The sequence below is a fragment of the Oleiphilus sp. HI0123 genome (assembly GCF_001635315.1).
On record NZ_LWGE01001504.1, the window covers coordinates 1 to 2,598 of the forward strand.

At 45.2% G+C, this 2,598-nt stretch carries 3 protein-coding genes; 2 read left to right on the plus strand and 1 reads right to left on the minus strand.

The window, feature by feature from the left end; all coding sequences use genetic code 11:
- Together A3761_RS27965 and A3761_RS19880 are read left to right on the plus strand one after the other, a co-directional pair.
- On the plus strand, window positions 1–470 hold a 470-nt coding region (locus tag A3761_RS27965; RefSeq protein WP_231881264.1), incomplete at its 5' end, for a hypothetical protein.
- On the plus strand, window positions 464–2,281 hold the full coding sequence (locus A3761_RS19880) for a BatD family protein (protein ID WP_068506424.1): 1,818 nt from the start codon (window positions 464–466) through the stop codon (window positions 2,279–2,281). The genes A3761_RS27965 and A3761_RS19880, both read left to right, overlap by 7 nt.
- 32 nt (window positions 2,282–2,313) lie before the next feature.
- On the opposite strand, the gene A3761_RS19885 is transcribed toward A3761_RS19880, so the two are convergent.
- A partial coding sequence (locus A3761_RS19885) for an AraC family transcriptional regulator (RefSeq protein ID WP_156491975.1) occupies window positions 2,314–2,598 on the minus strand: 285 nt, incomplete at its 5' end.

A 2,598-nucleotide genomic window follows, 5' to 3' on the forward strand; every position in this document is an offset into this window, starting at 1 on the left:
AGGAGAACCAGGAGAACCAGGAGAACCAGGAGAACCAGGAGAACCAGGAGAACCAGGAGAACCAGGAGAACCAGGAGAACCAGGATCAGGGTAAGCCCGATAATTCTGAAAGCCAAGATGGTGGCAAACAACAAAACCGAGAAAAATCACAGGATCAACAGTCAGGTAGCTCAGAAGACGAAAAAGAGCAGTCTCAAGGTGAGCAAACTGAACAAACGACTGAAGAGCAGGATGCGCAAAAACGAGAAGCAAAACCAGAACAAGATGAAACAGACAGTAATGAAGAAAACCCTATTACATCTTCTTTGCAAGCGCTAAACGAAGAAGAAAAACAATCTTATGAGCAATGGATGCGCAGAGTGCCTGACGACCCATCAGGCCTTCTTCGCAGAAAATTCGAGCAACAATCTTATGACCGCCGACGCAAAGGCGGGTCAGCAGTAATAAATGAAGGTGAGCCAATATGGTGAACGATAAGCCAAAATTAAATAAAGGCTATCCACACAAACATCACAATATGCTTAGTAAGCTGCTTAGCTTACTAACACTTTGCCTACTTAGTCAGCTTAGCCTTGCCAACACATCCCTTAGTGCCAGTGTTGACAGGAATAAAGTATATCTCAATGAGAGCTTCAACCTTAAGCTTCAGGGGAATGTGGATATCGACTTTAGCCTGGGCGGCTTAATGAGCTTTGGGCGAAACCAGATTGAAGCGCCAACAATTAAAGGGCTTGAAGATAGCTTTGAGATCCTTGATCGCCAGCAGAATTATAGTATGCGCTCCATTAATGGCGATACAACAACCGAAGTTACATGGAACTATACGCTTAGCCCAAAGCAGGCCGGTACACTAACTATTCCTCAGGCAATACTACAAGGAGCCAAATCTGAAGCTATTGTTATAGAGGTTGTGGAGGGTAAAGCACCCATCGACGCGGACAACCCTCCCCCTGTTTTTATTGAAGTTGAAACAGACAAATCAGATGTTTACGTTCAGGAACAAATCCAATATACCGTTCGCTTATTTTCCTTAGGAAGGCTTAGTAGCGGAAATTTAAGTGAGCCCGCCACAAGCAATGCCATCATTGAACCTTTTGGCGAGGAAAATAAATACTATCGTATGGCTTATAACCAACGCTATGAGGTCATTGAACGAAAGTACCTAATCTATCCTCAAAAAAGTGGTGCTCTCTATATCGATGGTTTAGCCTTCAACGGTGTGCTTATCGACAGCTATCAACGTAGACGCATACGTGTCTCGGAAATATCGGATGCTGTTCAAGTGAATATAGCACAGCCGAACCCCAATTTTACTGGTCAACACTGGTTACCAGCAAAGAGCCTGCATTTAAGTGAAAAATGGCAAGATGAGCAGCTCGAACTATCAATCGGTGATGCATTTACGCATGAAATCACCACCTCTGCTTTAGGTTTACTTGGGTCAGCCCTTCCCCCAATACCCGCGGTATCAAATGAACGGGTTAAGTCATACCCCGATAAACCGTCTGTTGAATCACAAGCTCACGAAGGCGGCTCATATGCCATACGAAAGGACGCAACAACATATATTGCCATCAAACAAGGCGAAATTACGCTACCGGAAATACGCATACCTTGGTGGGATACAGTCAACGATGTTGAGCGTATTGCTACACTCCCGGAGCGAACAATCATCATCAAACCGGGCGCTGTAAACCAAACTCAAAAGAATGAGCAGCCCTCCAGCATCGACTTAACTGATGATGGAAAAGCAACACCCAACCAAGAGTCCGAGATAGAAAGCACAGCTAAAAATACAGAGCCTAAGCACAATGAGAGCAATCAGCATGCCTTGCTAGCGATAATCGCACTACTCGCCTTTGGTTGGCTTCTAACGAGTTTGTTCCTACTTCTACGACTGAAGCAAGTAAAGCAAGACTTAAATAAACTAATCTCGATACAAGCTCCCGACTCTACTACTTCAGAACTCAGCTACAAACAATTAATTGAAGCAATTAGAAAGGGGTCGAGTGACATACCGAAGCTTGTACTAGCTTGGATCGAGAGCCAGCGAAAACAAAACACCGTTAAGTCAGCCCCCATTACCTTGCGTTCGCTGAAAGCTTTAGATGAGTCGCTTGCTGCCGAACTATTAGCATTCGAGAACGATCGTTACAGTAAAAATGCAACTCAGACCTATGACCAGCAAGCCTTACTTGAAGCATTAAAAAAATACACTAAAACAGCACCCGGCCTGAAAGGCAAAGACAATGCTTCTTTGCCACCGTTCTACCCGCAGTAGCACAGCCAGACAAACTTAGCCCAGAAAGCCAGCTATCGATGCTGCTCACGGCAGGCGCCAGGCGTTTGCCCTGTCCACTTTTTGAAGGCGCGATTGAATGCTGCTGCTTCTGAAAAGCCGAGCTGCAAAGCAACGTCATTAATACTCAGGTTTGCCTTGGCCAGCAACACCAAAGCCTGATCCCGACGAATACTGTCTTTTATTTCTTTAAATGAACTACCCTCATCTTTAAGGCGTCGCCGAGCGGTGTGGGTAGTTAAATGTAACTCACTGGCTACAAGATCAAAGCTAAGATTCTCGATCTCCAAGCTGCCACC